Here is a 22239-nt window from a genome sequence, read left to right as displayed (position 1 = left end):
TGCTCGGGGTCACCGGCACCGTCGACGATGGTGGTCTCGTCCTTGGTCACCACGACCTTGCGGGCGCGGCCCAGCTGGTCGAGGGTGGCGTTCTCGAGCTTGAGGCCGATCTCCTCGGAGATCACCTGGCCGCCGGCCAGCGTGGCGATGTCGCCCAGCATGGCCTTGCGGCGGTCGCCGAAGCCCGGAGCCTTGACCGCGACGGAGCGGAACAGGCCACGGATCTTGTTGACCACGAGGGTGGCCAGGGCCTCGCCCTCGATGTCCTCGGAGATGATCAGGAGCGGCTTGCCGGACTGTACGACCTTGTCGAGCAGCGGCAGCAGGTCCTTGTTGGCCGAGATCTTCGAGTTGACGATCAGGATGTACGGGTCCTCGAGCACGGCCTCCATGCGCTCGGAGTCCGTCACGAAGTACATCGACGTCATGCCCTTGTCGAAGCGCATGCCCTCGGTGAGCTCAAGCTCAAGGCCGAAGGTGTTGCTCTCCTCGACGGTGATGACGCCTTCCTTGCCGACCTTGTCCATCGCCTCGGCGATGAGCGAGCCGATCTCGGGGTCGGCGGCGGAGATGGAGGCGGTGGAGGCGATCTGCTCCTTGGTCTCCACGTCCTTGGCCAGCTTGGACAGCTCCTCGCTGACCCGCTCGACCGCCGACTCGATGCCCTTCTTCAGCGACATCGGGTTGGCGCCGGCGGCGACGTTGCGCAGGCCCTCGCGCACCAGCGCCTGGGCGAGCACGGTGGCCGTCGTGGTGCCGTCACCCGCGACGTCGTCCGTCTTCTTGGCGACTTCCTTGACCAGCTCGGCGCCGATCTTCTCCCACGGGTCCTCGAGCTCGATCTCCTTGGCGATGGACACACCATCGTTGGTGATCGTGGGAGCGCCCCACTTCTTCTCCAGCACGACGTTGCGGCCCTTGGGACCCAGGGTCACCTTGACCGCGTCGGCCAGCTGGTTCATGCCGCGCTCGAGACCGCGCCGGGCGTCCTCGTCAAACGCGATCATCTTGGCTGCCATAAGGCTAGACCTCCCAGATGCAGGGTGGCTTCAATGGACCGAGCCGACGCCCGCGACGGCATGGGCCTGCATCTCCGTTCGGCAGACCCCATCGTCCCGATCCAGTGTTGGCACTCTCGAACAGAGAGTGCTAACGAACTGTTTAGCACTCTACCCTGCCGAGTGCAAGCTGAGACACCCGCATGCCCAGGTCAGTCAGTACGGCGGGCCCGCCCGGACCCGCCGTAGCCGAGTCGACGAAGGATGAGTGGTGGTTTCGCCCGGACTGCGCTGCCGTGCGACCTGCCGGTACATACCAGCTTCGTGAGTTCAGACCGCTCGCACGGACTCCGCTTGGGGGCCCTTCTGCCCCTGCGTGATCTCGAACTCGACGCGCTGGCCTTGTTCGAGCGAGCGATAGCCATCCATCATGATCGCTGAGTAATGGACGAATACATCCTTGCCACCGTCTACCGCGATGAAGCCGTAGCCCTTGTCCGCGTTGAACCACTTGACGGTGCCCTGCGCCACTTCCGACTCCTCTTACTGGGCTCATAGATCCCGCCCATTCCTACGCGAGACCCTCAATCGCCTGACATATGGAGAAATCACCAGACGATCGCCCTCGACCATACCTGTGGCACAGCGTTTGGCAACAGAGTCAATCAACAAATTACGCATTTCATCGGCGAGTGAGTCGTTCAACGTTGAATTGTCGGAAAAAACAGAAGGCGCCCCAGATGGGAGCGCCTTCTGAAGTGAGCGGGTGACTACCCTCCGGCGACCGCCGGGATGATGGAGATCTGCGCGCCTTCGGGGGCGGCCGTGTCAAGTCCGTCGACAAAACGGACATCCTCTTCGCCAACATAAACGTTGACAAAACGACGAATCTTGCCCGATTCATCCAGAATTCTCGCGCCGATCCCCGGGTAGTCGGAGTCGAGCTTCGCCAGCACGTCACGGAGAGTCGCGCCCTCCCCACTCACTTCCGCGTTACCACCGGTGTAGGTGCGCAGAATGGTGGGAATCCGCACAGAAACGCTCATGATTAACTTGCCTTTCCTGGTTGTCAGACAGCCGCGCGGAACGCGTCGAGCGAGGGCCGGATCACTGCCGTGGGCTGGGCGTCGTCGGCGACGGCGTCGAGCGTCTTGAGCCCGTCGCCGGTGTTGAGCACCACGGTCTCGGCCTCCGGGTCGAGCTGCCCGGTCTCGACGAGCTTCTTCAGCACTCCCACGGTGACGCCGCCGGCCGTCTCGGCGAAGATGCCCTCCGTAGAGGCCAGCAGCTTGATGGCGGCGACGATCTCGGGGTCCGTGACGTCCTCCACCGCCCCGCCGGTGCGGCGGGCGATGTCGAGCACGTACGGGCCGTCGGCGGGGTTGCCGATGGCCAGCGACTTGGCGATGGTGTCGGGCTTGACCGGCTGAACCACGTCGTGGCCGGCCTTGTACGCGGTCGACACGGGAGAGCAGCCCTTGGCCTGCGCGGCGAAGATCTTGTAAGGCCGGTCCTCGACCAGGCCGAGCGCGATCAGCTCCTTGAAGCCCTTGTCGATCTTGGTGAGCTGGGAGCCGGAGGCCACCGGGATGATGATCTGCTCGGGCAGCCGCCAGCCGAGCTGCTCGGCGATCTCGTAGGCGAGCGTCTTGGAGCCTTCGGCGTAGTAGGGCCGCAGGTTGACGTTGACGAAGCCCCACTTGTCGCCCAGCGGGTCGCCGATGAGCTCGGAGCAGAACCGGTTGACCTCGTCGTAGGAGCCCTCGATGGCGACCAGCCGGCCGCCGAACACGCGAGCCATGGCGATCTTGGCCTGCTCCAGCCCGGCGGGGATGAACACGCACGCGTCGAGCCCGGCCCGTGCGGCGGCGGCCGTGACCGCGCCCGCGAGGTTGCCGGTAGAGGAGCAGGAAAGGGTGTGGAACCCGAAGTTACGCGCCGCCTCGACGGCGATGGCCACCACCCGGTCCTTGAAGGAGTGGGTGGGATTGCCCGAGTCGTCCTTGACGTACAGGGACTTGATGCCCAGCGCGCGGCCGAGGTTGCCGGCCTTGACGAGCTTGGTCCAGCCGGGGTTCATGTTCGGCTTGGTGGCGACGTCGACGGGCACGGGGAGCAGTGAGCGGTAGCGCCAGATGTTGGCGGGGCCGGACTCGATGTCCTTCCGGGTGACGTCACCGAAGGAGTAGGCCGCTTCGAGCGGCCCGAAACACTCCAGGCAGGCGAAGCTGGGACCGAGTTCGTAACGGGTGCCGCACTCGCGGCAGGAGAGAGCGACAGCGGGTCCGAAGTCGTGCGACATGAAGCGAGGCCTTCCCTCATCTTCGCCTGCGGCCACCTTGACCACAGACCGGAATTGGCACCTTGTCCCGGTCGGCCTCGCCCTGTCGCGAGTCTGAATCCGGGAGGGTTGCCGGGGCTTCGCAGGGCCGGTCCCTCCACCCCTCTGGATGAGCAATATTCAGTTGTCTGAGCTGACTCTACCTGGCCAGGCGCGTCAAGCCACCAACCGTCTCACGAAGCGAGACGTACAGTCTCAGCGGTAATCTTCCCCCAGCACGCCCTGCACGTACTTGCGCGCCTGGTGGATGCGGGATTTCGCGGTGCCGAGCGGGATGCCGAGCTGCTCGGCGACCTCGTTGTAGTCGAGCTGCACGATGTCGCGCAGCACCAGGGCCTGGGCCAGGTCGGGCTTGCTGGCCTCCAGCGACTCCATCGCGTCGAGCAGGTCGAGCCGCGACCCGGCGATCACGCTGACCCGCCGCGCGTCGGGCTTCTGCATGGGGAGCTCGTCGGAGGTCTGCTCGGCCGAGCGGCGCTTCAGCGTGCGGTAGGTCGTACGGGCGCAGTTGGCCGTCACGATGTGCAGCCAGGTGCTGAACCTGGCCCGCCCCTCGAAGCGCCCGATGTTGCGCGCCACGGCCAGCAAAGTGTCCTGGGAGGCCTCTTCCGCATCCTGGTGATAGGGCAGGATTCGGGCGCAATGGCGCAGAACATCGGGTTCGATCCGCCTCAGGAGCTCGCCCAGTGCGCGATGATCTCCGGCAGCGGCGGAGCGGGCGAGTTCCTCGGTTAGGTCATCAAGCGCCATAGCTGGGATCCTATGGTCGGAGGGAGCTTTAATGAACAGCGTCCTGGTCGCCTCTAACAGAGGACCCGTCTCGTTCACCGTCTCGGACGACGGTGTGCTGACGATGAAGCGCGGCGGTGGCGGCCTGGTGTCCGGGCTCTCCGGGGTCCTGAAGGACGACGGCGTGCTGTGGGTCTGTGCTGCTTTGACCGATGGTGACCGCGGTGCCGTACGCCAGGCGCCCGGCGGCCGGCTCGACCAGGCCGGCTACGACACCGGCGCGCTGCGGATGCTCGACATCCCGCCGGCCACCTTCCACCGCGCCTACAACGCCGTGGCCAACTCCACGCTGTGGTTCGTCAACCACCTGCTCTACGACATTCCCAACGCGCCGTTGTTCGGCACCAGGTTCGAGCGCGAGTGGGAGTCCTACCGCGACTACAACGGCGCGTTCGCGCTGGCGCTGGCCGAGGAGGCCGGGCACGAGGCCCGCGTGATGGTCCAGGACTACCACCTCACGCTGACCCCGGCGATGCTCCGCGCCGAGCGGCCCGACCTGCGCATCGCGCACTTCAGCCACACGCCGTGGGCGCCGCCCGAATACTTCTCGCTGCTGCCCGACGACGTCGCGCGCGAGGTGCTCGAAGGCATCCTGGGCGCCGACCACGCCGGCTTCCTCACCGAACGCTGGGCGGGGGCGTTCATGGACTGCTGCCGCGCCCTGCTCGGCGCGGAGGTCGACCGGGCCGGCCGTACGGTCACCCACGAGGGCAGGACCACCCGCATCGGCGTGCACGGCCTCGGAGTCGACGGCGAGGCGCTGTGGGCGCGGGCCCACGAGCCCGACGTCGAGTCCAACATCGCCGCGATCAAGGAGCAGGTCGGCGACCGCCGACTGATCGTCCGCATCGACCGCACCGAACTGTCCAAGAACATCGTCCGCGGGCTGGTGGCCTACCGGGAGTTCCTGCTCGCCCACCCGGAATGGCACGGCCGGGTGGTGCATCTGGCGTTCGCCTATCCCAGCCGGCACGACCTGCCCGAATACCGCGAATACACCGCCTCGGTGCAGCGCTGCGCCCAGGAGATCGAGGACGAGTTCGGCACCGAGGACTGGGATCCGCTGATACTCAACGTCAACGACGACTACCCGCGCTCGCTGGCCGCCTACCGGCTGGCCGACGTGCTGCTGGTCAACCCGATCCGCGACGGCATGAACCTGGTGGCCAAGGAGGGCCCGATCCTGTCGTCGCGCGCCGCGCTGGTGCTCTCGCGCGAGGCGGGCGCGGCGGCCGAGCTGGGCCCGCACGCGCTCCTGGTCAACCCCTACGACGTGAGCGGCACGGCCGTGGCGCTGCACGACGCGCTGGTCATGCCCGAGGAGGAGCGCATGAACCGCCGCGATCGGCTGGAGGCGGCGGCCACCGCCCTCCCGCCGCAGAAGTGGTTCGCCGCCCAGCTGGACGCGCTGGCCTAGCATGTCGGCGATCTCAGAGAGCACCCGGCTGACCAGGGACCGGCCGACCTGGCTGATCTACCTGATCCTCGGTACGTTCGCCACGTTCATCTACGGCCTGAGCGCGGCCCTGCCGCTCCTCCGCCTCCAGCAGCGCACCTCCGGCACGGTCGCCGGCCTGCACGGCACCGCGATGGCCGTGGGCACGATCCTGGCCGGCCTCTCCCTCCCGCTCCTCACCAGGCGCTACGGCAGGCGGACCACCACCTGGATCGGCCTGGCCGGGATGAACGCGGGCGTGCTCCTGATCGTGCTGTTCTCCGCGCTGCCCCTGACGCTGCTCGGCTATGGCGTGGCCGGCGGCTTCGGCTCGATCGCCCTCTACAGCGCCATGGCCGCACTCAGCGAGCACCACGGGCCGGCCGGCCCGGCCGCGCTGAGCGAGGCGAACGCCGTCGGCGTCGTGGCGGGCGTGGCGGCGACCTTCCTGCTCAGCGCGGTCGCGCAGACCGCACTCGGCTGGCGGGCCGCGCTGCTCCTCACCCCCGCGCTCACCGCGCTGCTGGTCGTGACGATGGCGCGGGTCTGGCCCCCGGCAACGACCTCGGCGGCCCTGCTTGTCGGCGAACGGTCGACGCCGCCCGGGTGGCGCTTTTTCGTGGCGGGCGGCGTGCTGTGCTGCTGCGTGGCGCTGGAGTTCTCGTTCAACTTATGGGCCGCCGAACTGTTCGCCGCGCGCACCGGCCTGAGCGCGGCCGCGGCGGCCACCGGGCTGACCGCGTTCCTGGCCGGGCTGGCGGCGGGCCGGTTCGCCGGCGCGTACCTGGCCTTACGCCTGCCACCCGCGCGGCTCTTCCTGGGCGCGCTGGCGGTCACCGCGGTGGGCTGGCTGCTCTTCTGGCTGAGCACCTGGCCCGTCCTGTCCTACGCGGGTCTCGCGCTCAGCGGGCTCGGCGCGTCCCTGCACTTCCCGCTCGCGCTGGCCGCGCTGATCACGCACGCGGGCGACCGGCCCGACCGGGCCGGCGCGGCCGCGCCGATCTGGGCCGGGTCCGCGATGGCCCTCGGCCCACTCGCGCTCGGCGCGCTCGCCGACGGCTTCGGCACCTGGAACGCGTTCCTGCTGGTCCCCGTCCTCATCGGGCTGGCCGCCGGCGGTGTGCTCATCGCCAGGCCACGCGCCTGAGCGCTTATCGCCAGGTCGCGTGCTTGAGTACGCCGGGCAGGCCGGGGGTGTTCCATGAGTCGACGACGAGGACGCCGCTCTTGGGCAGGTACCACTCCCGCTGGACGAAGGTGGCCCGCGCCTTGCCCGTCCCGGTGACGCAGGTGCCCTTCCACGCGCGGTAGTACGCCTTGTGGCCGGGCCCGACCTGGCGCAGCCCCTTGGCCGCCGAGCCGTTGAACGTCTGGCTCCACTTGCGGTTGAGCGGGCAGGGCTCCACGTCGGTCGCCGAGTAGAAAGGCCGGTCGGGCGTGTACGGATTGAGCTCGTGACCCACCTTGATGGCCGCGGGCCCGAGCACCCAGAAGCCGCGGCACTCCGGCGTGAAGTACTCCCCTTTGGGCTTGGCGCACTTGCCGGTGACGACATGGATCCAGTCGCCCTTGCCGTACACCTTCCATGAGCTCGGAAGGGACAGCGTCAGCCCTTGGCGCAGCTTGAGCGGATGGTTCGCGGTGCTCGCCGAGGCAGGGGCGGCCGGGACGAGGAGGGCGGCGGCCACGGACAGGCCCGCCACGGCGAGGTATCTCTTCGACATCCCGCGACCGTACCGGCGCGCGCTTGCACGCGGGTTGCGTACTTGTAGGCGAGTTAGCGCGAATTAGTGCCCCTTGAAAGCCGACGCGAGCTCCCGCAGCAGGGCCACCACGCCGTCGGGGCCGTCCACCACGATGTCGGCCCGCTCGGCCAGCGCGGTCACCTCGGCCGAGCCGCTGCACACGTTCACCCCCGGCAACCCTGAGTTCCTGACCGCGTCGAAGGCCGCCAGATCGCCCAGGTCGTCGCCGACGAACATGACCGACCTGGCCGCCCGCTCGGCCAGGAACAGGCCGAGCGCGTGCCCTTTGTCCATGCCCGGCGGCCGCAGTTCGAGCACCAGCCGGCCGGGCTCGACGACCAGCCCGTGCTTCTTCGCCAGTGCGGCCAGCGGCTCACGCAGGGCCTCCAGCGTGCCCTCGGGGTCGGCGCTGCGCCGGGTGTGCACGGCGACCGCCCGGCCCTTGTCCTCGATCGCCACGCCTTTCACGCCGAGGGAGACGAGCAGCAGTTGCAGCTCGGCCTCGGCCTCGAGCACGCCGGGCGGGGGCGGCGGCGCCGAGACCCGGCCGTCCTCCCAGCGCTCGAACCCGTAATGCCCCAGCACCACCAGGCCGGGCACATCGGCCAACCCGGGCGCGTCGGTCGGGCCGGACGCGTCGGTTGAGCCCGGCGCGTCAGCCAGGCCGGACCCGAGCCGCAGAGCCGTGGCCACCGGCCGGCCGGTCACGATCGCCACCGCATTGACGTACCTGCCCAGCTCGGCGAGTACGGGCGGCGCTTCCGGATGAATCCTGGCGGAGGCGGGATCGGCCACGATCGGCGCGAGGGTGCCGTCGAAGTCGAGCCCGATCACGGCTCCCGCCGGATCCTTCAGGATCGCTTCCATACCGGGTGATCCCGTTTGTCTGATGTTCTTCACGCGCCTGCCTTACCCAGCAGGTCAGGGGCGCATGCCAAACCGTCTGGCGGCGCGCTCGCGCTGGCGCGTGGAACGCAGCCGGCGCAGCCGTTTGACCAGCATCGGATCCTGCTGGAGCGCCTCCGGCCGATCGATCAGCTCACCGAGAAGCTGGTAGTAGCGGGTGGCGGAGAACCCGAAGGTCTCCTTGATGGCCTGCTCCTTCGCACCCGCGTAACGCCGCCATTGGCGTTCGAAGGCGAGGAGTTCGAGATCGCGGTCGGAGAGGGGTCGTCTGGACGGTTCCTGGGCAGCACTGTCACCGCTGACCGGCGCAGTGTCCATGGTGTCCTCCTCGGAAGGGCGCGCGACGATCACATCGTGGGCACGCGGGCCCGTGCCAATCGTAATGTGCGGAGTGCGGGTGTTCACGGCGGATTGAGAGACGTACAGTCACCAAATGTGACCTCAGTCATCACACTTCTCACCGACTACGGACTCGAAGATGGCTATGTGGCCGCCTGTCATGGAGTGATAGCCGGGATCGCCCCCGAGGCCAGGGTGATCGACGTGTGCCACCTGATCCCCTCGGGCGATGTACGGCGCGGCGCCGCCATACTCTCCCAAACCATCCCCTATCTCCCGAAGGGCGTACACATCGGGGCGGTCGACCCCGGCGCGGGCGGAGCCAGGCGGGCGGTCGCCGTGGAGGCGGGCGGGCGGGTGTTCATCGGCCCCGACAACGGGCTCCTGTCGTGGGCCATGCACGCCAGCGGCGGGGCGGAGGCGGCCTACGAGATCAGCAACGCCGACTACTTCCTGCATCCGGTCTCGCCGACCTTCCACGGGCGGGACGTGTTCTCGCCGGTGGCCGGGCGGCTGTGCGGCGGGCTCAAACCGGCCGAGCTGGGACCCGAGGTTCCGCTCTCGCGGCTGGTTTCGCTGCCGGAGCCGACCTCGAAGCTCCGCGAGGGGTGCGTCGAGGGTGAGGTGGTTTCGGTCGACCGCTATGGCAACACCCAGCTGTCGATCGCGGCGGGCGACCTGGCGGCGCTGGGCGTGCGGATCGGGGACACGCTCGGGGTCTGGCTGGGGCGCAGGCAGTTGGCGCTGCCGTACCGGGAGACGTTCGCGGCGGTGCCGCCGGGCGAGCTGGTGGCCTTCGCGGACTCGGCCGGGCTGATCGCCATAGCCGTCAACTCGGGCGACGCGGCCCAGCGCCTCGGCCTGCCACCGGGCGCCCACGTGCGGCTCTCGCCCTCGCCCTGACCAGGCCCATGTGCGGCTCTCGCCCGCTCCGCGAGACGAAAGCCGCCAAAAGGAAATTACACCGCGTATCGGTCTGTTTACCGAAGCGTCAGATTGGACCGTCGATCGCGTGTCAGAATGCACGGGCATCGGGCGACCCCTCCCCTGCCCGCGAGGTGCACGTGTTCCCTTTGTCTGTTGTGCTGCTCTCACTGCTGTCCGCGGCCCTGCCGTCGTCGGAGCCACCCGTGCCGGAGCGCTGGCACGCGTGGCCGGTGGCCAGGGTGTTCCCGAGCTCCGTACCCGGCACCAGCCCCTCTGGGGCCCGCGTGACCTATGTCCTGGCCGGCGTCGCCCCGGAGTCGCCGTGCCGGGTGGCCTTCCAGCCCGGGGTCGCGCGGCTGCTGCGCGGGTGCGTCACGGCCTTACGCGCCACGTACGCGGACAGCACGCAGACGTTCGTGGCGACGGTCGGCATCGCCGTACTGACCGGCCCTGACGCCCTCCGGCCTCTTGACCGCCTGACGGACGACCTCCCGCTGACACTCGCGGGCCGCCTGCCGACCGGGTCACCAGAGTCCGGCCCCGGCTGTATGACCGGCGGGTCGCGAGCGATCGCCACCGGCCGTCCCGACGGGCCGTCAGGGGCCGGTACCGGCGGTCCGCCCGACGGCACGCCAGGGACCGGCGCCGACCGTCCGCCCGACGGCACGCCAGACACCGGCGCGGGCCGTCCACTCGGCAGATCGCGAGCGACCGGCACCGGCCAGCTGCCTGGGGCGGCCACCGGACGCTTGCCGGGGATCGGGCCCGAGACCGGTACCGGACGTCTGCCCGGCGAGGCGCCAGAGACCGACACCGACCAACTGCCAGACCCGGCCACCGGACGCTTGCCGAGAGTCGGGGCAGAGACCGGCACTGACCGGCTGCCGGACTCGGCCACCGGACGCTTGCCCGGAATCGGGCCCGAGACCGGTACCGGGCGCTTGGCGGGCCTGGGGTCGGGTGCCGGCCGGGGTGATGGGCTGGGTGACCGGTCCGGGACCATCGCGGGGCGGTTGCCGACCGTGCGGCCGGTGGCCTTTCCCGGTGGGCCGGCCGAGCGGTTCGGCGAGTCGCAGTACGTCACCGGCGCCCTGATCTCGTCGAACGACGCCTACGTCGTCGCGACGGCCGCCGGGTACGCGGACGGCCGGCCATACCAGCCGGGCGAGCTCGTCGCCAGACGCCTCGGTGACACCGCCCGCCGGCTGGCCACGGCCCTGTACGGAAGTCTGACCAGATGATCAGGCCCCTGGCCGGCTCGCTGGCGGTGGGCCTGCTGATGGCCGGGCCCCTGGCGGCGGGGGTCCTGGTGGCCGGGGCGGGACCGAGCGCCTCGGATGACGTGGGCTCGGCGGCCCGCGCCGGACAGTGGCAGCTCGCCACCCTGCGCCTGCCGGAGGCGTGGAAGCTGAGCCGGGGCGCCGGCGTGCTGGTCGCCGTACTGGACACCGGTGTGAACGCCCGCCACCCCGACCTGGCCGGCGCGGTGGTCGCCGGGCCCGACCTGACCGGCGACGCCGGCGAACCGGCCCTGTGGGGCCACCACGGCACCGCCATGGCCAGCCTCATCGCCGGCCACGGCCACAGCGCCCCGACAGTGAACAGCCTGACAGCGAACGGCGGGACAGCACGCATCCCCGCACCACACAGGGCCGCAGTAGGCATCCCTGCGGTGGGCGACCACGGAACAAGGGCTCCCGCAGCAAGCGGGACGGCGATTGGCAAAGTATCGACCGGCACCGAGGGCGGCGGTTACGCGGACAGCGGTGTCATCGGGGTCGCCCCCGCCGCCCGCGTCCTGTCCGTCAGGGTCACGCTGGAGAACGGCGACCCGCTCCGCCAGAAGCAGCATGCCGGCGGCCGCGACGCCCTCGCCAAAGGCATTCGCTACGCGGTCGACCACGGCGCCGACGTCATCAGCATGTCGCTCGGCGGCGGCAGCGGCTCCTGGGAGGGCTCGGCCGCCGAGGAGGAGGCCGTCCAGTACGCCATCAGCCGCGGTGCCGTCCTGGTGGCCTCGTCCGGCAACGACGGCGACACGACCAACAAGAAGAACTTCCCCGCCGCCTACCCCGGCGTGATCGCCGTGGGCGCGGTCGACCGGCGGCTGGAGGTGGCGCCGTTCTCCAACCGCCAGGACTACCTTTCGGTGGTCGCGCCGGGGACCGGCATCGTGACCGCCGACGGCGCCGACTCGTACGTGGTGGGCGACGGGACGAGCTCGGCCGCGGCCATGGTGGCGGGCATCGCCGCGCTGATCAAGGCGATGTACCCCGACCTTTCGCCGTACCACGTGCGGACGGCCATCGAGCAGGGCGCCAGGCGGCGGCCCGCCGACGGCTACAACCGCTCGTACGGGCACGGGGTGGCCAACGCGCTGCTCGCCCTGCGCGCGGCCGACCGCCTGGCGAGGCCCGCCGCCGCGTCCGCCGGGGCCGGTGTGGGGACCGGTGGCTACTTCGGCGACGGCCCGGTTTCCCGCCCGCCGGCGTCCCAGGCGCCGTCGTCGCGGCTGCCGGTGGTGCTCGGCATGGTGCTGCTGACGGCGGTCATGTCGGGCCGGGTGCTCGTCCGGCACCGGTGGCGCAGGAGGGATGTAACCTAGCAAGCGCTTGTGTGATACTCCTCCCTATGAGCCTTGCGATCGACGGCTGGTTCGTCATCGAGGACGCCGGCACCCACCTGATCGGCACCCGGTGCGCGGCGTGCGGCACGGTCTGCTTCCCGCCGCAGCGCGGGTTCTGCCGCAACCCGCACTGCGACGGGGAGTCCATGGAGGAGACCAGGCTGCCGAGCCGCGGCCGCGTCTGGTCGTACACGAGCGCCGCCTACCCACCGCCCGAGCCGTTCGTGGCCGCCGAGCCGTACACGCCCGTGACGCTGGCGGCGGTGGAACTGACCGGCGCGGGCATCGTGGTGCTGGGGCAGGTCAAGGACCTCACGGCGGACGAGCTGGAGGTCGGCATGGAGGTCGAGCTCACCCACGGCCCGCTGGCCGACGGACCCCTGGTGTGGATGTGGGGGCGCGCGTCGTGAGCGTCGTGGTGCTCGGTACGGGCATGCACCCGTGGGGCAAGCAGGGCAAACCGTTCGCGGAGTACGGCGTGGCGGCGGCCCGGGAGGCGCTGCGGGACGCCGGGATCGCCTGGACCGACGTCCAGTTCCTGGTGGGCGCCGACACGATCAGGAACGGCTATCCGGGGTTCGTCGCCGGATCCACCTACGCCCAGGCCCTCGGCTGGTCCGGCGCCCGCATCGCCTCGTGCTACGCGGCGTGCGCGTCGGGGGCACAGGCGATCGACATCGCGCGCATGCGGATCATGGCGGGGCTCTGTGACGTGGCGCTGGTGGTGGGCGCGGACGCCACACCCAAGGGCTTCTTCAAGCCGGTCGGCGGCGACCGTCCGGACGACCCCGACTGGCTGCGGTTCCGGCTGCTCGGTGCCACAAATCCCGCATATTTCGGGCTTTATGCCCGTAGACGGCTGGCCCTGTACGGCGAGACCACCGACGACTTCGCCGCCGTCAAGGTCAAGAACTCCCTGGCCGGTTCGCTGAACCCGATGGCCCGCTACCGCAAGGTCGTCACGGCCGAGGAGGTCCTGGCCTCGCCCATGGTGGCCGACCCCTTGCGCCTCATGGACATCTGCGCGACCTCGGACGGCGGTGCCGCGCTGGTGCTGGCCTCGCCGGAGTACGCCCGCCGGCTGGGCGTGGCCGACCCGGTGCGCATCGCCGCCGTCTCGACGGTGACGCCCACGTTCCCCAACACGGTCCTGGAGCTGCCGAACTTCGCGACCGACTCGTCCGCCGCCGTACCCCCTCCGGAACGCCCCTTCAGGGCCGCCATCGCGCACGCCGCCTACGAGGAGGCGGGCGTCGGACCGGGCGACGTCTCGTTCGCCGAGGTGTACGACCTGTCCACGGCCCTCGAACTGGACTGGATCGAGGACGTGGGTCTCTGCCCGCCAGGCGAGGCCGGCAAGCTGCTGCGGGCGGGCGACACCGCGCTCGGCGGGCGCGTACCGGTGAACCCGTCGGGCGGGCTCGCCTCGTTCGGCGAGGCCATCCCCGCCCAGGCCATCGCCCAGGTCTGCGAGCTTACGCGGCAGTTGCGCGGCCGGGCGGGCGAGCGCCAGGTCGAGGGCGCCAGGGTCGGCCTGGCCGCCAACCAGGGCCTGTTCGGCCACGGCTCGGCCGTCATAACCACCCGCTGACCCAGCCTGCCGTACAACCGCCAAGGCCCTCCGCGGGAAGCTCCCGCAGAGGGCCTTGGCATCGGCGGTCAGCCGACGTGAACCACGTCGTGCGTCTCGGCGAAGTGACAGGCGCTCTCGTGGCCCGTCCCCGGCCGGATCTGCAGCAGCGGCTCCTCCTCCGCACAGATCTCCTGCGCCTTCCAGCAGCGGGTGCGGAAGCGGCAGCCCGACGGCGGGTTGGCGGGCGACGGCGGGTCGCCCTGCAGGATGATCCGCTCACGCTGCTCACGGCCCTCGGGGTCGGGGACCGGCACGGCCGACAGCAGCGCCTGCGTGTACGGATGGGCGGGCTTGTCGTAGATCTCGGTGTCCTTACCGAGCTCGACCACCTTGCCCAGGTACATCACCGCGACCCGGTCGGAGATGTGGCGCACCACCGACAGGTCGTGGGCGATGAAGATGTACGCCAGGTCGAACTCGTTCTGCAGCCGCTCCAGCAGGTTGATGACCTGGGCCTGGATCGACACGTCGAGCGCGGAGACCGGCTCGTCGCAGACGATGATCTCCGGCTGGAGCGCCAGTCCGCGGGCGATGCCGATGCGCTGACGCTGCCCGCCCGAGAACTGGTGCGGGTAGCGGTTGATGTGGTCGGGGTTGAGCCCCACGACCTCCAGCAGCTCCTGCACCTTGCGGCGGCGGTCGCCCTTGGGGGCGACCTCGGTGTGGATGTCGAACGGCTCGCCGATGATGTCGCCGACGGTCATCCGGGGATTCAGGGAGGTGTACGGATCCTGCATCACCATCTGGATGTTGCGCCGCATCCGCTTGAGCTCGCCACCCCTGGCCTTGGCGATGTCCCGGCCCTTGATCTTCACCGAGCCGGAGGTCGGCCGCTCCAGCGCCATCAGCACCTTGGCCAGCGTGGACTTGCCACAGCCCGACTCGCCGACGATGCCCAGCGTCTCACCCTTGTCGAGGTCGAACGAGACACCGTCCACGGCCTTGATCGCGCCGATCTGCCGCTTGAGGACGATGCCCTGGGTCAGGGGGAAATGCTTGACGAGGTCGCGGACTTCGAGAATGCGCTCACCCTTGGTCGCCATCGAGGACCTCCCTCCAGTAGTGGCAGGCGCTGCTGCGCGTGCCGCTGATCTCGTAGAGCGGGGGGTTGTCCGTCACGCAGTTGTCCTGGCGATACGGGCACCGCGGGTGGAAGGCGCAGCCGGTCGGCATGTCGAGCAGGTTGGGCGGCAGGCCCTTGATCGCGTACAGGTCCTGACCCTTTTGGTCGACCCTGGGAATCGACTCCAGCAGCCCCTTGGTGTAGGGGTGGGCCGGGCTCGCGTAGATGTCGTGCACGAGGGCGTTCTCGACGATCCGCCCGCCGTACATGACCGCGATCTTGTCGGCGACGTCGGCGACGACGCCGAGGTCGTGCGTGATCAGGATCATGCCCATGTTGCTCTCTCGCTGGAGTTCGGCGAGCAGCTCCATGATCTGGGCCTGAACCGTCACGTCGAGCGCGGTGGTCGGCTCGTCCGCGATCAGCACCTCGGGGTCCAGCGCGATCGACATGGCGATCATGATGCGCTGGCGCATACCCCCGGAGAACTGGTGCGGGTAGTCGTTCACCCGCTGCTTGGCGGCCGGGATCCGGACCCTGTCCATGAGCTCGATGGACTTCTTCACGGCATCGCGCTTGGACATGCCGCGATGCACCCGGAACATCTCGCTGATCTGCCAGCCCACGGTGAAGACCGGGTTGAGCGCGGACAGCGCGTCCTGGAACACCATGGCGATCCGCTGACCGCGCACCTGGGTGCGCGCCTCGTCCGACAGCTTCAGCAGGTCGGTGCCGTGGAAGCGGATCTCTCCCTTGGGGATGCGGGCCGGCGGCATGTCGAGGATGCCCATGATCGCCTGGGCGGTCACCGACTTGCCGGAGCCCGACTCACCCAGCACGGCGAGGGTCTCCCCGGGGCTGAGCGAGTAGCTGACCCCGTTGACCGCACGCACGATTCCCGGGCGGGTGTGGAACTCCACGTGCAGGTCCTCGATGGCGAGCAGCGGTTCGTTACCCAGCCCTCCCTCGGCGGGCAACGTGTCCGTTGTTGCCTTTCTCACTTGAACCCCCCTCCTACCTGAGCTTCGGGTCGAGGGCGTCGCGCACCGCGTCGCCCAGCATGATGAACGCGAGCACCGTGATGCTCAGGAACAGCGCCGGGAAGAACAGCGGCAGCGGCGCCTCCAGGAACCGGTTGCGAGCATCGGCGATCATCAGACCCCAGGAGATGTTCGGGGACTGGATCCCGACTCCCAGGAACGACAGCGCCGCCTCCGCCGCGATGAACCCGCCGAGGTTGATCGTCGAGACGACGATCACCGGGGCGAGCGCGTTCGGCAGCAGGTGCTTGAACATGATCCGGCTCTGTCCGGCACCCAGCGCACGCGCCGCGAGCACGAAGTCCTGGCTCCTGGCGGTCATCACCGCCGCCCGCATGATGCGGAACGTCATCGGCCAGGACAGCACCGCCAGCGCGATGACCACGATCCAGATGCCCAGGTCGACGTCCCGGAAAGTGGCCGTGATGAGCAGCGAGCCGAGGATCCACGGAATCGCGAAGAAGACCTCCGTGATCCTGGAGGACACCGTGTCGATGGCTCCGCCGCGAGCGCCCGCGAGCAGGCCGAGCAGACCACCGACGACCGCCGTGACGATCATGGTGGTGATGCCGATGACGATCGAGTTGCGCGCGCCGTAGATCGTCCTGGCGTACACGTCGCAGCCGAGGTTGTCCTTGCCGAAGATGTGGCCCGCGCTCGGTCCCTGCCGCGCCGTGGCCAGTTCGCAGGTCTTGGGATCGAACGGGTTGATCGAGGCGAACAGCGACGGCCAGATCGACATGACCAGCAGGATCAGGATGATCCCGACCGAGACGATGAACATCGGCCTGCGCCGCAGGTCGTAGAGCGCGTCGCTCCACAGGCTCGCGGGCTTGTCCTGCCGCTTGGGCTTGGCCTGAGGAGGTGGCGCGGTCACGGTCTGCACAGGTCCTAGCTGTGGGTCATTACTCATAGCGGATCCTCGGGTCGAGCACGGCGTACAGCAGGTCGACAAGCAGGTTCGCCAAGATGTAGACCAGCACCAGAATCGTCACGATACCTACGACAATGGGTTGCTCCCTCAGATATACACCCTGGTAGATCTGAAGGCCGATGCCCGGGATGTTGAAGATGGTCTCGGTGATCACCGCACCTCCCATGAGCGTGCCGACGTCGGCGCCCAGGTAGGTGACCAGCGGGATCAGCGCGTTGCGCAGCCCGTGCCGGCCGATGACTCTTCGTCTCGGCATTCCCTTGGCAGTCGCTGTTCGTATGTAGTCGGATCTCAGCGTCTCCACCAGGCTCGTCCTTGTGAGCCGGGTGAGGTACGCGATCCCCGACCCCGCCAGGACGAATCCGGGCAGCAAGTACGCCTTGAACCCCGCGGTGATGCCCGCGATCGGGAAGATCTCGAATCCCACCTGCTGCTTGAGCCACACGCCCAGCCACAACTGGAGCACGAAGCCGGTCACCAGCGGCGGAACGGAGATGAGCAGCAGCGTCGAGGCGAGGATCATGGTGTCGATCGCCCGGCCGCGGCGCAGCGCGGCCCACAGACCGAGCAGGATGCCGGCGATCGCCTCCATGATGAGGGCGACGAGCGCCAGGTTCAGGGTGACCTGGAACTTTCCGGCCATCAGTTGGGTCACGGGCACTCCGGCGAAGGTCTTGCCGAAGTCGCCGTGCAGGAAGATGTTGCTGATGTAGTACCAGTACTGCAGCAGCAGCGGATCATTGAGGTGATACTGATCCCGCAGGATCAGCACGATGTTGGGATCTTGCCTCTTCTCGCCGGCCAGCGCCGCGATGGGGTCGCCAGGAAGCGCGAAGACGATGGCGAAGATGAAGAGGGTGGCGCCCAGCAGGACTGGTATCGCCTGGATCAGGCGCCGGATAACGTAACGGCCCATTCAAGCCTCCCGTACATGCCAAGAAGGCAGTCGCCGGGACCTGGGGTTCTCACGGCCCCAATGACTGCCTTCGTGGCGGGCTCTCGAGGAGCGGGCGACTAGGCGCCCGCCCCCGCGAACAGCGTCAGGCCTTCTCGACGTCGGCCCACTCAACCTGGTTGAGCAGGTTGATCTTGACGTTCTTGACCTTGGTCGAGTATCCCGAGTTGTTACGGTAGAAGTACACAGGGATGTACGGAAGGTCCTTGATGAGGATGTCGTCCGCCTGCTGGTAGAACTTCAGCCCCTCTTCGGGAGTCGCCGCCTGGTCGCCCTTGGCGACCGTCTCGTCGAACTCCTTGTTGGAGTAGCCCGCGTAGTTCGAACCGGTCTTGATGGCGCCGGTCGAGAAGATCGGCGTCAGGTAGTTCTCGGCGGACGGGTAGTCGATCGCCCAGCCCATCCGGAACATGCCCTTGTATTCCTTCTTGTCGAGGGCGTCAAGGATGCTCGCGAACTTCTCGAACGGCTTGACCGTCACCTCGACGCCGAGGTTGGCGCGGAGGTTGTTGGCCGCGGCCTCGATCCACTCCTTGTGGCCACCGTCGGCGTTGTAGCCAAGCTCCAGCTTCGCCGGACCATTGGCCGCCTTGTACTGCTCCTTGGCCTTGGTCGGGTTGTACTGGCAGGCCTGGCAGGCGCCCTGGCGGTAACCGTCGATGGCCGGGTTGATGAAGTCGTCAGCCGGCGAACGCGTGCCGGAGAAGACCGTCTCGGCGATGGTCTTCCTGTCGATGGCCATCGAGATGGCCTCGCGCATCTTGACGTCCTTGTACTCGTCGTTGTACTTCAGCGGGAAGCCGATGTACCCGACGCCGGCGTCAGGCTGGTCCTGGTAGCGGTCGCCGAGCGCCGTCTTGGCGCTGGAGATCGCCGAGGCGGGCAGCGAGTCGTGGATGTCGACGTTGTCGGCCTGCAGGTCGTTGTAGGCCGTCTCAGAGCTGTTGTAGAGCTTGAACTGCAGCTTGGTCCAGCCGGCCGGCTTCTTGGCCGGGTACTTGTCGTAGACCGACAGGTCGATGGACTGGTCGGTGCCCTTCTTGTAGGGCTTGTCGAGCTTGAACAGGCCCTGGCCGATCGGCTTCTCGCCGTACTCCTGCGTCACCTTGCCGTCGGCGCCAAAGGCGGTCTTGGGCAGCGGGTAGAACGCGGTGTAGCCCAGCATGGTCTTGAACTGGGAGAACGGCGCGGTGAGCGTGACCTGCAGCGTCGAGTCGTCGACCGCCTTGAGGCCCTTCATCTCCTTGGTGGTGACCTGCTTGCCCTCGCCAGGGTTGAGGTCGGCGTAACCCTCGACGCGGCCGAAGAAGTAGCCGGCGCCCTGGGCGTTGTCCTGGTTGGCCGCGTAGTTCCACGCGTCGACGTAGTTCTGCGCGGTGACAGGCTGGCCGTCCTGCCACGTGTACGGCTTGAGCTTGATCGTCCACACCTTGTTGTCGGTGCTCTCGATCGACTCGGCCGCCGCCAGGACGACCTGCTTGTTCTCGTCATAGTTGACGAGCGGCTCGAACACCGCAGCGAGGACTTCAGCGCCCTCGGACTCCGTGGTGTTCGACGGGACCAGCAGGTTCTGCGGCTCGCCCAGTTCCATGCGGACCGGCGTGTCGCCGCCTCCGCTCGACGCGGGGTTGCCGGTCGTGGATCCGCCGCCGCCACACGCGGCGACCGCGAGGGCTAGCAGCGCGGTACCGGCGACGATCTGTGCGCCCTTAGTAACACGCATGGTAAAAAGATTCCTCCCTCAAACAGGTGGGCGTAAGCGCTGAGCTGCGATGATCGTGAGCAGCCTGACGGGGGCTCCTTGTCGTCCCCCGGGTTTGGCTGACCTGGTCAAACCAGCCGACGCCCTGCCAGTCGATCGCGACTATCCCTTACTACTTGCCACCACGGAGTCTCTGGTGCGTTGCAGTTCGGTCACACGTGCGCTTATCCAACGTCACAGTCATTTCTCGCATAGAGCACCAAACCCACCGAAGAACCTCTAAAGCGGACACTACGGGACGTGAACAGCTGATGAAAAATACCCCCTTGGCGCCACTGGTCGCGCCCTAGCCGCCATCCCGCGTGTCGCTGAGCTACGGTTGAGCGAGTCTTGGCATGCCCTGGTACCAGCCTTGGAACCGGTCAACGCGGGACACCGTCCAACAGTCTGTCGCGAACCGTCGCGGCAGACACCTCAACGAGCCGGATCCAATAGAGTCCTTGCCATGAGCCAGCCGGAATCCGCTGTAGCGGACGCCCAGGCGGGCGGCCGAAGCGGGGAGCCGCTGGCCAAGCTCGCCCAGAGATACGGGCTTCGCCGTGCCATCGCGCGGCCGAGGTTCCCTGTCTACGTGCGCCAGCTGTGGGAGCGCCGACACTTCATCCTGACGTACGCGACCTCGCGCAACGTCTCGAAGTACTCCAGCTCGGCTCTGGGCCAGCTATGGCAGGTCCTGACTCCGCTGCTGAACGCCGCCATCTACTTCCTGATGTTCGGCCTGATCCTCGGCGGCAACAAGAACATCGACAACTACCCGGCCTTCCTGCTGACCGGGATGTTCGTCTTCACCTACACGCAGCGCACGGTGACCGCGGGCGCCAAGTCGATCTCGGGCAACCTCTCGCTGATCCGGGCGCTCCACTTCCCCAGGGCCTCCCTGCCGCTGGCCTACACGATCCAAGAGCTCCAGCAACTCGCCATCTCCATGGGCGTGCTCCTGGTGCTCGTGGTGGTCACCGGCGAATGGCCCACGTGGTTCTGGTTGATGATCCCGGTCGTGCTGCTGCTGCAGACGCTGTTCAACATCGGCGCCGGCCTGGTGATCGCCCGGCTCGGCTCCTCCATGCGCGACCTCAATCAGCTGCTGCCGTTCATCACCCGCACCTGGCTCTACGCCTCGGGCGTCTTCTTCTCGATCCAGGACAAGGTCGTCGGCGCCGCGCACCTACCTCAGTGGGTGGCCGACGTGATGTATCTCAATCCCGCGGCCTCCTACATCGAGTGGATGCGCGACATCCTCATCGAGACCTACCATCCGGAGAATGGGCACAACCCCCCGATGATGGTGGTGCTGTCTTGCGTATTCTGGGCAGTGTTCGCACTCGGCTTCGGCTTTTGGTACTTCTGGCGAGCTGAGGAGAGGTACGGGCGTGGCTGAACTGACCAAGGAGCTGTCACAGGTGAAGGGCCAGGAGCCCGCCGTCCCCGGCGAGGTCGTCCCCAAGGCGGACGCCCCCAACAAGGACGTCAGGGTGCACCCCAACCCGGCCCCCGCCGGCAAGCGGCCTCTGGACGTCCCCACGGGCACGCCCACGGTCATCGTGGACGATCTCCACATCGTCTACCGGGTCTACGGCGCGGCCAGCGACAACGAGAAGGGCAACGCGGTCAACGCCCTCACGCGGCTGGTCAAGCGCCAGGGCCGCCCGCAGATGAAGGAGGTGCACGCCGTCAAGGGCGTGTCCTTCGTCTCCTACCACGGTGACGCGATCGGCGTCGTCGGCCGCAACGGCTCGGGCAAGTCCACGCTGCTGCGCGCCATCGCCGGCCTCCTGCCGCCGCACTCGGGCGCCGTCTACACCGACGGCCAGCCGTCGCTGCTCGGCGTCAACGCGGCGCTCATGCGCGAACTCACGGGCGAGCGCAACATCGTGCTGGGCTGCTACGCGATGGGCATGACGCCGAGCGAGGTCAAGGAGAAATACCAGGAGATCGTCGACTTCTCCGGCATCGATGAGTTCGTCCAGCTGCCGATGTCCACCTACTCCTCCGGCATGGGCGCCCGGCTGCGCTTCGCCATCTCCTCGGCCAAGACCCACGACGTGCTGCTGATCGACGAAGCCCTGGCCACCGGCGACCGCGAGTTCCGCAAGAAGAGCGAGGAACGCATCAAGCAGATCCGCGAGTCGGCGGGCACGGTCTTCCTCGTGGCCCACGACCTCAGGGTCATCGAGGAGACCTGCAACCGGGTCATCTGGCTACACAAGGGCAAGATCAAGATGGACGGCGACCCCAAGGAAGTCCTCGCCGCCTACAACAAGGGCTGACCCTCTAGGGCTGACCCTCTAGGACTGACCCCCTAGGACTGACCCCCTAGGGCTGATCCCCGCCCCTCAACCAGGGCTGATGCCCGCCCCTCCCGCGGACGCCGCCGTCAGGCGTCCGCGGTTCTGTCATGCCCGCGGTCATGCCCGCGCGACTCGCGGGGCAAATAACTGACACCGTGGCCGGTGTTCCGATATCATTCGAACGTTGTTTCGATACGAGGACGCCGATGGAGTGGGAGCGCGCGATGGGAGAGCTAGCGGCCGCGATCGACCATCTGGCCGTCGAGGACGTGGCAGACGTTCCCCGGGCCCAACTGACCGAGCAACTCATCGACCTCCACTGGCAGATGGCCAGGCTGCAGGCCCAGATAGCCCGCCGCACCGGCGTCCGCCTGCTGTAGAAATGACGATGCCGCCGGCCCCGGGGATCCGGGACCGGCGGCGAGCCGCGACTCACGCGGCGCCACAGCCCTGCAGTG

At 68.4% G+C, this 22239-nt stretch carries 23 protein-coding genes and 1 riboswitch; of the genes, 10 read left to right on the top strand and 13 right to left on the bottom strand.

Features of this window, described 5'->3' with window-relative positions:
- The 5 genes from groEL to AB0C30_RS58055 all read right to left on the bottom strand — a co-directional run.
- A partial coding sequence (gene groEL, locus AB0C30_RS58075; RefSeq protein WP_357961767.1) for a chaperonin GroEL occupies positions 1–1019 on the bottom strand: 1019 nt, incomplete at its 3' end.
- Positions 1020–1328: 309 nt separating this feature from the next.
- Entirely contained in the window at positions 1329–1529 is a 201-nt protein-coding gene (locus tag AB0C30_RS58070) for a cold-shock protein (RefSeq protein WP_068927743.1), read from the bottom strand.
- Positions 1530–1768: 239 nt separating this feature from the next.
- Entirely contained in the window at positions 1769–2044 is a 276-nt protein-coding gene (locus AB0C30_RS58065; RefSeq protein ID WP_357961764.1) for a MoaD/ThiS family protein, read from the bottom strand.
- A gap of 23 nt (positions 2045–2067) precedes the next feature.
- Positions 2068–3300 (bottom strand): threonine synthase, encoded by a 1233-nt coding sequence (thrC, locus tag AB0C30_RS58060; protein WP_357961761.1) that lies wholly within the window; start codon positions 3298–3300, stop codon positions 2068–2070.
- Positions 3301–3313: 13 nt separating this feature from the next.
- Positions 3314–3455: riboswitch (SAM riboswitch) on the bottom strand.
- Between the two features lie 79 nt (positions 3456–3534).
- Positions 3535–4089 carry an RNA polymerase sigma factor gene (locus AB0C30_RS58055; RefSeq protein WP_357961758.1) on the bottom strand — a complete coding sequence of 185 codons (555 nt, stop codon included), beginning with the start codon at positions 4087–4089 and terminating at the stop codon, positions 3535–3537.
- 31 nt (positions 4090–4120) lie between these two features.
- Here AB0C30_RS58055 and AB0C30_RS58050 point away from each other — a divergent pair, with 31 nt between their 5' ends.
- Together AB0C30_RS58050 and AB0C30_RS58045 are read left to right on the top strand one after the other, a co-directional pair.
- Positions 4121–5545: a trehalose-6-phosphate synthase gene (locus tag AB0C30_RS58050; protein ID WP_357961755.1), complete on the top strand. Its 1425-nt coding sequence runs from the start codon at positions 4121–4123 to the stop codon at positions 5543–5545.
- Between the two features lies 1 nt (position 5546).
- On the top strand, positions 5547–6710 hold the full coding sequence (locus AB0C30_RS58045) for an MFS transporter (protein ID WP_357961752.1): 1164 nt from the start codon (positions 5547–5549) through the stop codon (positions 6708–6710).
- Between the two features lie 4 nt (positions 6711–6714).
- Here the strand turns inward: AB0C30_RS58045 and AB0C30_RS58040 are convergent, their stop codons facing one another.
- The 3 genes from AB0C30_RS58040 to AB0C30_RS58030 all read right to left on the bottom strand — a co-directional run bounded on the left by AB0C30_RS58040 (position 6715) and on the right by AB0C30_RS58030 (position 8532).
- Positions 6715–7287 carry a hypothetical protein gene (locus AB0C30_RS58040; RefSeq protein WP_357961748.1) on the bottom strand — a complete coding sequence of 191 codons (573 nt, stop codon included), beginning with the start codon at positions 7285–7287 and terminating at the stop codon, positions 6715–6717.
- A 63-nt stretch (positions 7288–7350) separates the two neighbouring features.
- Complete coding sequence (gene otsB / locus AB0C30_RS58035) at positions 7351–8175, bottom strand: trehalose-phosphatase (RefSeq protein WP_357961745.1); 825 nt, start codon at positions 8173–8175, stop codon at positions 7351–7353.
- 54 nt (positions 8176–8229) lie between these two features.
- Positions 8230–8532, bottom strand: a complete 303-nt coding sequence (locus AB0C30_RS58030; RefSeq protein WP_357961742.1) for a DUF3263 domain-containing protein — start codon at positions 8530–8532, stop codon at positions 8230–8232.
- Positions 8533–8649: 117 nt separating this feature from the next.
- Here AB0C30_RS58030 and AB0C30_RS58025 point away from each other — a divergent pair, with 117 nt between their 5' ends.
- From AB0C30_RS58025 to AB0C30_RS58005, 5 genes are all read left to right on the top strand, one after another.
- Positions 8650–9456, top strand: coding sequence for an SAM-dependent chlorinase/fluorinase (locus AB0C30_RS58025; RefSeq protein WP_357961739.1), 807 nt, complete (start codon positions 8650–8652; stop codon positions 9454–9456).
- A gap of 170 nt (positions 9457–9626) precedes the next feature.
- Complete coding sequence (locus AB0C30_RS58020; protein ID WP_357961736.1) at positions 9627–10721, top strand: hypothetical protein; 1095 nt, start codon at positions 9627–9629, stop codon at positions 10719–10721.
- Positions 10718–12085 carry a S8 family serine peptidase gene (locus AB0C30_RS58015; protein WP_357961734.1) on the top strand — a complete coding sequence of 456 codons (1368 nt, stop codon included), beginning with the start codon at positions 10718–10720 and terminating at the stop codon, positions 12083–12085. Before AB0C30_RS58020 ends, AB0C30_RS58015 begins: the two co-directional genes overlap by 4 nt.
- Before the next feature lie 26 nt (positions 12086–12111).
- Positions 12112–12516 carry a Zn-ribbon domain-containing OB-fold protein gene (locus AB0C30_RS58010; protein ID WP_357961731.1) on the top strand — a complete coding sequence of 135 codons (405 nt, stop codon included), beginning with the start codon at positions 12112–12114 and terminating at the stop codon, positions 12514–12516.
- On the top strand, positions 12513–13697 hold the full coding sequence (locus AB0C30_RS58005; protein ID WP_357961728.1) for a lipid-transfer protein: 1185 nt from the start codon (positions 12513–12515) through the stop codon (positions 13695–13697). Before AB0C30_RS58010 ends, AB0C30_RS58005 begins: the two co-directional genes overlap by 4 nt.
- 68 nt (positions 13698–13765) lie before the next feature.
- On the opposite strand, the gene AB0C30_RS58000 is transcribed toward AB0C30_RS58005, so the two are convergent.
- From AB0C30_RS58000 to AB0C30_RS57980, 5 genes are all read right to left on the bottom strand, one after another.
- On the bottom strand, positions 13766–14782 hold the full coding sequence (locus AB0C30_RS58000) for a dipeptide ABC transporter ATP-binding protein (protein WP_357961726.1): 1017 nt from the start codon (positions 14780–14782) through the stop codon (positions 13766–13768).
- The gene (locus AB0C30_RS57995) at positions 14766–15803 is read right to left on the bottom strand and encodes an ABC transporter ATP-binding protein (protein WP_357961724.1); all 1038 of its coding nucleotides are present in this window, start codon (positions 15801–15803) and stop codon (positions 14766–14768) included. Before AB0C30_RS57995 ends, AB0C30_RS58000 begins: the two co-directional genes overlap by 17 nt.
- A 13-nt stretch (positions 15804–15816) precedes the next feature.
- A complete protein-coding gene (locus AB0C30_RS57990; protein WP_357961721.1) occupies positions 15817–16755 on the bottom strand; it encodes an ABC transporter permease in 939 nt (312 codons plus the stop codon).
- Positions 16748–17692 (bottom strand): ABC transporter permease, encoded by a 945-nt coding sequence (locus tag AB0C30_RS57985; RefSeq protein WP_357961719.1) that lies wholly within the window; start codon positions 17690–17692, stop codon positions 16748–16750. The genes AB0C30_RS57990 and AB0C30_RS57985 overlap by 8 nt, the downstream gene beginning before the upstream one ends.
- Before the next feature lie 124 nt (positions 17693–17816).
- Positions 17817–19454: an ABC transporter substrate-binding protein gene (locus AB0C30_RS57980; RefSeq protein WP_357961715.1), complete on the bottom strand. Its 1638-nt coding sequence runs from the start codon at positions 19452–19454 to the stop codon at positions 17817–17819.
- A gap of 484 nt (positions 19455–19938) precedes the next feature.
- Here AB0C30_RS57980 and AB0C30_RS57975 point away from each other — a divergent pair, with 484 nt between their 5' ends.
- The 3 genes from AB0C30_RS57975 to AB0C30_RS57965 all read left to right on the top strand — a co-directional run bounded on the left by AB0C30_RS57975 (position 19939) and on the right by AB0C30_RS57965 (position 22161).
- On the top strand, positions 19939–20871 hold the full coding sequence (locus tag AB0C30_RS57975) for an ABC transporter permease (RefSeq protein ID WP_357961712.1): 933 nt from the start codon (positions 19939–19941) through the stop codon (positions 20869–20871).
- Positions 20864–21760, top strand: coding sequence for an ABC transporter ATP-binding protein (locus AB0C30_RS57970; protein ID WP_357961709.1), 897 nt, complete (start codon positions 20864–20866; stop codon positions 21758–21760). Before AB0C30_RS57975 ends, AB0C30_RS57970 begins: the two co-directional genes overlap by 8 nt.
- A 245-nt stretch (positions 21761–22005) precedes the next feature.
- Complete coding sequence (locus AB0C30_RS57965; protein WP_225302514.1) at positions 22006–22161, top strand: hypothetical protein; 156 nt, start codon at positions 22006–22008, stop codon at positions 22159–22161.
- The last annotated feature ends 78 nt before the right edge of the window (positions 22162–22239 follow it).

The organism is Nonomuraea sp. NPDC048901, assembly GCF_040649695.1.
In the GTDB taxonomy this organism is placed as follows: Bacteria; Actinomycetota; Actinomycetes; order Streptosporangiales; family Streptosporangiaceae; genus Nonomuraea.
Note: the sequence above shows the minus strand (reverse complement) of the source record. Positions and strands in the feature narration are given on the sequence as shown.

Coding starts and splice junctions, on each gene's coding strand:
- AB0C30_RS58065 (WP_357961764.1), bottom strand. CDS start 2,044: ATGAGCGTTTCTGTGCGGATTCCCACCATTCTGCGCACCTACACCGGT.
- thrC (WP_357961761.1), bottom strand. CDS start 3,300: ATGTCGCACGACTTCGGACCCGCTGTCGCTCTCTCCTGCCGCGAGTGC.
- AB0C30_RS58055 (WP_357961758.1), bottom strand. CDS start 4,089: ATGGCGCTTGATGACCTAACCGAGGAACTCGCCCGCTCCGCCGCTGCC.
- AB0C30_RS58050 (WP_357961755.1), top strand. CDS start 4,121: ATGAACAGCGTCCTGGTCGCCTCTAACAGAGGACCCGTCTCGTTCACC.
- AB0C30_RS58045 (WP_357961752.1), top strand. CDS start 5,547: ATGTCGGCGATCTCAGAGAGCACCCGGCTGACCAGGGACCGGCCGACC.
- AB0C30_RS58040 (WP_357961748.1), bottom strand. CDS start 7,287: ATGTCGAAGAGATACCTCGCCGTGGCGGGCCTGTCCGTGGCCGCCGCC.
- otsB (WP_357961745.1), bottom strand. CDS start 8,175: ATGGAAGCGATCCTGAAGGATCCGGCGGGAGCCGTGATCGGGCTCGAC.
- AB0C30_RS58030 (WP_357961742.1), bottom strand. CDS start 8,532: ATGGACACTGCGCCGGTCAGCGGTGACAGTGCTGCCCAGGAACCGTCC.
- AB0C30_RS58015 (WP_357961734.1), top strand. CDS start 10,718: ATGATCAGGCCCCTGGCCGGCTCGCTGGCGGTGGGCCTGCTGATGGCC.
- AB0C30_RS58010 (WP_357961731.1), top strand. CDS start 12,112: ATGAGCCTTGCGATCGACGGCTGGTTCGTCATCGAGGACGCCGGCACC.
- AB0C30_RS58000 (WP_357961726.1), bottom strand. CDS start 14,782: ATGGCGACCAAGGGTGAGCGCATTCTCGAAGTCCGCGACCTCGTCAAG.
- AB0C30_RS57990 (WP_357961721.1), bottom strand. CDS start 16,755: ATGAGTAATGACCCACAGCTAGGACCTGTGCAGACCGTGACCGCGCCA.
- AB0C30_RS57985 (WP_357961719.1), bottom strand. CDS start 17,692: ATGGGCCGTTACGTTATCCGGCGCCTGATCCAGGCGATACCAGTCCTG.
- AB0C30_RS57980 (WP_357961715.1), bottom strand. CDS start 19,454: ATGCGTGTTACTAAGGGCGCACAGATCGTCGCCGGTACCGCGCTGCTA.
- AB0C30_RS57975 (WP_357961712.1), top strand. CDS start 19,939: ATGAGCCAGCCGGAATCCGCTGTAGCGGACGCCCAGGCGGGCGGCCGA.
- AB0C30_RS57965 (WP_225302514.1), top strand. CDS start 22,006: ATGGGAGAGCTAGCGGCCGCGATCGACCATCTGGCCGTCGAGGACGTG.